The sequence below is a fragment of the Rhodococcus zopfii NBRC 100606 = JCM 9919 genome (genome assembly GCF_001895025.1).
Lineage (GTDB): Bacteria > Actinomycetota > Actinomycetes > Mycobacteriales > Mycobacteriaceae > Rhodococcus > Rhodococcus zopfii.
This window is the reverse complement of sequence record NZ_BCXI01000087.1, coordinates 1-6,039: the sequence shown is the minus strand read 5'-3', so window position 1 is coordinate 6,039 and position 6,039 is coordinate 1. Positions and strand designations below refer to the sequence as shown.

Below are 6,039 nucleotides of genomic sequence, written 5' to 3'. Positions count from 1 at the left end.
AGGGGGGCGCCCCCCGCGCCGCCGCGGCGGCTTTCCGGGTGTCCGAGACCCGCCAATCGTACGTATCAAGTAAAGTACGTTACGAAACGTTATGGTACGATTGTGGGGACATCGACCGGCGGAAAAGAGGTAGGGACGTGGGGGACGCGAAGGGTGGGCGGCGGCGTGAGTACGCCTCCGACGCCGAGCGGGTGCGGGCCTGGCGGCAACGGCAGAAGGACAAGGCCCGCGCCGACCAGCAACGGCAGGCGACGCCGACCGATCCGGCCTCGGCGATCACCACGCTCACCGAGGCGGTCCCGCTGTTGCGGCAGGAGGCCGCCGCCGCCGTCGACCGCCTGGCCGAGGTGGCCCGCTCGATCACCGCGGCGACCGAGCTGCTGGCGGACCCGGCCGCGCTCGATGCGCACCTGCGGCGGATCCAGGCCGACGCCGACAAGGTTCGCGCCGATGCCGGCGTCGAGATTGCCGCCCTGCGCGAACAACTCGGCACCGCCCTCGACGACCGCGCCGACGCCGACGCCGCCGCGGCCGCCGCCGAGACCGCCGCCGCCGACGCCACCGCCCGGCTCGAGGCCGCCCGCCGGGACCACGAGCAGACCCTGCACCGGCTGCACGCCGAGCATCGGGACCGGCTCACCGCCCTGACCGCCGAGCACGCCGCGGCGACCGAGCGGTGGCAACGGCAGCTCGACCAGGCGCAGCAGACCCACCGCGCCCAGGTCGCCGACCTCGAGCACCGGATCGGCGTGCTCACCGCGCAGGCCGAGGACCACCGCGACCAGCTCACCCGCCTGCGCGCCGACGCCGACAACGCGGCCGCGGCCGCCGCAGCCACCATCGAGCGGCTCGGCGCCGACCTTGCCGCCGCCCGTGCCGAGACCGCCGCCGAACGTGAGCGCACCGACCGGGTCCGCGCCGACCTCGAGGCCGCCCGTACCGAGGCCGCGGCCGCGCACGCCCAGGCCGATGCCGCCCGCGAGCGCGCCGACGAACTCCGCGCCGAGCTGCGCGAGGTGCGCACGGCCACCCAGGCGACGTGATCGGCCCCGTTCGTGCAGGTCACGCCGTCCCCCCCACCACGGCAGCAGGACACGCGCCGCAGCCGCCGGCGCCCCGTCGGAAGCGGCTGTCGCGCAGCGCTCACCCACCTGCGTTACGAAAGGCGATCTACATGCCTTGCAGACGGCGGTGACCAGTCCGCCGAACTTCAACCTCCACGACTACGACGGTCGGGACGGGCAACTCGGAAGGGAGTCGAACCCGGAGGCGTACGTGGGCACGCTCGTCCGCGTCTTCCGGCAAGTCGCGCGGGTGCTGCGCCGCGACGGCATGCTGTGGGTCAACATCGGCGACACCTACGCCGGGCACGCAGACGCCGGCACGGCCGGCCGCGGGCACCGGTCGGGGTGATCGCCCGACGGGTGAACACCACCTCGGTCGCCCCCGCAAGAGTCTGCTCGGAATCCCGTGGCACCTCGCGCTGGCGCTGCAGGCGGACGGGGTGGTTTCCTGCGCAACGAGATCATCTGGCACAAGCCGAGCGGCACGCCGGAGTCGGTGCGTGATCGGCTGAACCCGCCGGCACGAGCACCTGTTCCTGCTCACCCGCAGCCGGTCGTACTTGTCGACCTGGATGCGATCCGGGACGAGAACGGCTCCAACCCGGGCGACGTGTGGCGGGTGCCGGTCCGGCCGTCGAAGGCGAGCCATTTCGCGATGTACCCGGTCGATCTGCCGCAGCGGTGCATCGCCGCCTCGTCGCGGCCGCAGGACATCGTGCTCGACCCGTTCTCCGGCATGACCACGACCGGCTCGGCTCGGCTCGATCGACCCCGTCTACTCGAACCGTCGTCGCCGCCAAGGGGTTCGACTCCACCGGCAGCAAACTCACCGACGCCGTCCGCGAGATCGAGGAGATGGCCGATGTGCGCCTGCCCCGGCAGTTCATGATCGCGGTCATCGACGGCATCGGCTGGAATCCCGGCAGGCCGACCTGCGCCGCGTCCACCAGCTGTGGGTCGACCAGCAGATCGACGGCATGTACACCCTCGCCACCCTCGACCGGTTCCGCCACGACCTCGAAGACGCCGCCCGGCTCCGACGACTGCTCTGACCCAGGACTCCGGGCAGCACCGCGAGAGTCGGACCGTACCGAATCCGATCACGACATGGCAACAGCTTCCCAGTAGGGAAGGCAACTGCCGCCTTGCAATGCTTGACCTGGCCGCTAGCGCGACGGTGACCAGAGACGAAATCCCCTTTCGGTCATCTTGCGAGCCCTTTCTGTGTCGGTAGTCCATGCCATGCTCGACACTCGGCCTGGCAGCACGGCACCTCGTCGTCTTCACCTGCCGCGCTGCTCAACTGTGGAGGTGGATGAGATGGATGTAGCGGAATGCGTGGTCCGCAACGAACTGGTGCCGCTGCCTCGGTACGAAGGATTGTGGGACTCGATCGTGGTCGATCGATCCGTGAAGGATCGGCTTCTGCGCGCCGCGGTATTGAGTCTGGAGTTGCGGACGACGCTTCCGTTCCACGTCACTGCGCTGCATGGTTTGGCGGTGCTGACGGGTCCCCCCGGGACCGGGAAATCTACGCTCGCGCGCGGACTGGCACAACAAATGGCTGCCGTGGTGGGTCCCAAACGTGCCCGCCTGATCGAGGTGAACCCCCATGGGTTGATGAGCGCGGAGCACGGACAGAGCCAACAGCGGGTGACAAAGTTGTTGACAGAGATCATTCCTGCGCTGGCCGACGACGGGGTACCGACGATCGTGTTGTTGGACGAGGTCGAGTCCATGGCCGTGGCACGGGGAGCGGCTTCCCTGTCTGCGAACCCTGCAGATGTGCATCGAGCAACAGATGCCGTCCTGACCGCTCTGGACGAGAACACCTCCCAGTTCCCACATCTGTTCACTGTCGCTACAACCAATTTCACGTCCGCGCTCGACGAGGCGTTTCTCTCCAGGTCCGACATCACGGTGCTGATGCCGCTGCCGGACGAAGAGGCGGTCCATGCGATCCTTACCGACGCACTGCAGGGTTTCGCGACCAAGTACCGGGCTCTGGGCGCGTTGGCGGGGGATCCGCAACTGCGGACGGTCGCGGCCCACTTGGCCGGCCGTGACGGCCGGACTGTGCGAAAACTCGTGACCGATGCGATGCTGCGCCGTCTCGAGGTAACACTCGATCCGAACGAACTGAAAATCGAAGACCTACTTGCGGCCGCGGAAGCTGCTGTGTTGGACGAGCTGGAGGCAGAGCATGCAGCGCAGTAGGACAATCGCCGGATCTCCGGTCCGTACGGCCGCAGACGCGTGGAGCAGAGTTGTGCAGCTGCTTGCAGACACGCTCGAGCGGAGCAACGCTGTTCCCGAGGGATCTGTGGCCGCCAGCCTCGACAAGCTCCAGGGAATCGGTTCCGCGCTTGCCGCGGGCGGCTATCTGGACCAGGTGCCGCTGGTTCTCGTCGATGACGGCATGTACGTCTCGATCCGAATCGTCAGAGGTGACAACGCGTTCACCGTGGAGGAAAACCTCGATCCTATTCCCGGAGGTGCCTCGGCCACCAACGGTTGGATGTTGCATATTCCTTCTCCTGACCATCTCGAAGGCGCACTAGAGTCCGCCGCCGCAGACAACGAACACGTGTCGACAGCTCCGGCCCCGACCTACCAGGCCCAAGCGCGGACCCCCTCGACCGCAACGATCGACGCCACCGCGTTACGCAGAATGGGAGGTAACTGATGAGTACGTCGACCTCCACCAACACCTACACACGAGCTCACACAGCCACGCATCTGTCGGACGTGATCCTGTCGTCGATCGCCGACATCCTCGCCACCCTCGGAATCGAGGCCAGTCGTCTCTACCAGAGCTGGGATCAAGACGCCGCAGCAATCGCCGCATGGATCACCGAAGGGTCCCTCGCGTCGGTGTCAGTGGAATGCCACCACTCCGGGACTGTCGATCCGATTTTCGAGTTCCCGGTCTCCTATACCGCGAAGGGTCTCGGGGATCGCAGATTCACCGCTGACAACGCCTCCATGCTCAGATACCTCGCGAAGCTCAAGGCCGTACCTGCTGGCACCACGTTCAAGCTCTTCTGCGCCTTCAACGGACCCCGCACCCCGCAACCCGGCTGGAGCCCGGGGTCGAGCGCGTCCACGGCAAACCTGAGATCACGAACCATCGGGACACTGGCCACGGCCCCCGACGCGACCGCTTCGGCCCGTGTGTACATGAGCTGACTGAGAAGGAGTTCCCATGGGGATGGTCGACACGGCGTTCGCCGCACTGAAAAGCAACCTCGAGATCACTACGTCTGAACAGAACCTTGCACAGAGCCGCCACAAGCTCATCCGCGACCACGTCCGCACACGATGGACCCTGACGGATGACTTCTTGACGGGCAGCTACGACCGGCACACCAAGACCAAAAAACTCAAGGACGTCGACATCTTCGTGGTGATCGACCCGGAAGGCCCCCAAGCGCACCTCGCCGAAGGCACCGGAACGGCGGCCGTAAGGGCACTCGTCGAAGTCTTGTCCACTCGATGGCCGGATGTCACTGGCGACGATACCGTCGCCCTGATTTCGTACGCCGGCGAGGACGTCGCCTCGTACGAGGTCGCACCGGCATTCGCCACCGAAACCGGCTTCCGCATCCCGAACGGCGTGGAGTGGATGGATACGAATCCGCACGAGCACGCGCGCATGGTGACCGAGAAAAACGCTGATTGCGACGGCAAATTCGTTCCGCTCGTGAAGATGCTCAAGGCCATCAACAGGGAAGCCGGGGAGCCCCTCAACCCATCCTTCTTGATCGAGGTCATGGCCCTCGACCTTGTCGAACCCAGGCTGGGGCGCTACCAAGACGAAATCAGGTTCTTCCTCGCCTCAGCGGCGGACCAGATCGTTGACGACTGGCCTGACCCCGCCAAACTCGGAGGCGATGTCAACGCCGGTGTGCCTGCCTCGGAACGCGCGGACCTTCAACGCGTACTCCGCTCATGGCTCCAGATTGCCGAGGAGGCGATTCTCGCAGAGTCCGAAGGGCAAGAAAGATCGGCAATTGAACTATGGCGCAGTCTATTCGGCGGAAGGATGCCGCGTCCATGAACGCTAGAGCGGTACAGGACATCAACGATCGGCAGAACGATGTCGAGCACATCAGACTCCTTCAAGCTGCCGATGTGGAGCACGCGAAGGCCCAACGTGTCGAATCGGCGCGTTGGGGTGTGGCACTCATTCTCAGTGTGGCGGGCCTAGCGGCCGTTCTCTTCCCGGACTTGAGAGTTGCCGCCGCGATTATCGGCGTGGTGTTCGCCGTGCTGACGGAGATCGTCTGGCCCCTTGTGACGAAGAATTCCAACAATCGCGCAGTGCTCATCCAAGAACAGTTCGATACCTCGTTGTTCCAGATTCCCTGGAATCCGGACCTAGGACGCCCGGTTCCTCTCGTGGACGTCGCGGATGCCGCAGCGCGGTACGGAAAGGGAGATAAGCGGAACTGGTATCTCGATGTACGGGGCATCCCTTCGCCCATCGCAGAGACGCTCTGCCAGCGAGAGAACCTGATCTGGGATGCTGACCAGCGTGAGGCGTGGGCCTGGAGGCTCGTCGCAGGCCTGTCGGCATGGCTCGCTGTTGGTTTGACCGTCTCTCTCGCTGCGCAGTGGTATGTGTGGCAACTCTTGGCCTGGTACATCGCCCCCACGCTGCCCGCAGCAGCCCTCGCCCTGCGGAGCCTTGTGCAGCAGCGGTCCGTCGCTCGAACCAAGATCGAACTCCGCGAGCGGATCGATGACGCGCTACAGGGCCTCACCCCCCACACCGCCTCGCCGGAGAGACTCAACGAACTGGCAGAGGAGCTGCGAACTCGACAAGACAAGATCTTCAGGTCCCGTCTCGACTCCGCCCGTGTTCCCGAACGTTTCTACAATCGACTTCGCAGCCGGTACGAAAGCAATCATCAAGTCGAGGCCGAGCACTTCAAGGGCATTTGGGCCGGTGAACGATCTGAGGATGCCACTT

General features: G+C 65.7%; 6 protein-coding genes and 2 pseudogenes. All 8 read left to right on the top strand.

The window, feature by feature from the left end; translation table 11 throughout:
* Positions 1–137: 137 nt before the first annotated feature.
* Complete coding sequence (locus tag RZ1_RS29025; protein WP_072816358.1) at positions 138–1,043, top strand: hypothetical protein; 906 nt, start codon at positions 138–140, stop codon at positions 1,041–1,043.
* Positions 970–1,953, top strand: a pseudogene (locus RZ1_RS31935) (DNA-methyltransferase). The gene RZ1_RS29025 and the pseudogene RZ1_RS31935 overlap by 74 nt, the downstream one beginning before the upstream one ends.
* A pseudogene (locus tag RZ1_RS31580) lies at positions 1,851–2,116 on the top strand (hypothetical protein); the annotation flags it as partial. The pseudogenes RZ1_RS31935 and RZ1_RS31580, both read left to right, overlap by 103 nt.
* Positions 2,117–2,384: 268 nt before the next feature.
* Positions 2,385–3,281: an AAA family ATPase gene (locus tag RZ1_RS29005; protein WP_072816361.1), complete on the top strand. Its 897-nt coding sequence runs from the start codon at positions 2,385–2,387 to the stop codon at positions 3,279–3,281.
* Positions 3,268–3,750, top strand: a complete 483-nt coding sequence (locus RZ1_RS29000) for a CBASS system Cap8 protein (RefSeq protein WP_505358120.1) — start codon at positions 3,268–3,270, stop codon at positions 3,748–3,750. Before RZ1_RS29005 ends, RZ1_RS29000 begins: the two co-directional genes overlap by 14 nt.
* Positions 3,750–4,253, top strand: a complete 504-nt coding sequence (locus RZ1_RS28995; RefSeq protein WP_072816350.1) for a hypothetical protein — start codon at positions 3,750–3,752, stop codon at positions 4,251–4,253. The genes RZ1_RS29000 and RZ1_RS28995 overlap by 1 nt, the downstream gene beginning before the upstream one ends.
* A 16-nt stretch (positions 4,254–4,269) precedes the next feature.
* Positions 4,270–5,124, top strand: coding sequence for a CBASS oligonucleotide cyclase (locus RZ1_RS28990; RefSeq protein WP_072816348.1), 855 nt, complete (start codon positions 4,270–4,272; stop codon positions 5,122–5,124).
* A partial coding sequence (locus tag RZ1_RS28985) for an S-4TM family putative pore-forming effector (RefSeq protein ID WP_072816346.1) occupies positions 5,121–6,039 on the top strand: 919 nt, incomplete at its 3' end. The genes RZ1_RS28990 and RZ1_RS28985, both read left to right, overlap by 4 nt.

Bases quoted from the DNA above. Each gene is read 5' to 3' on its own strand.
- RZ1_RS29005 (WP_072816361.1), top strand. From the start codon at position 2,385: ATGGATGTAGCGGAATGCGTGGTCCGCAACGAACTGGTGCCGCTGCCT.
- RZ1_RS29000 (WP_505358120.1), top strand. From the start codon at position 3,268: ATGCAGCGCAGTAGGACAATCGCCGGATCTCCGGTCCGTACGGCCGCA.
- RZ1_RS28995 (WP_072816350.1), top strand. From the start codon at position 3,750: ATGAGTACGTCGACCTCCACCAACACCTACACACGAGCTCACACAGCC.
- RZ1_RS28990 (WP_072816348.1), top strand. From the start codon at position 4,270: ATGGGGATGGTCGACACGGCGTTCGCCGCACTGAAAAGCAACCTCGAG.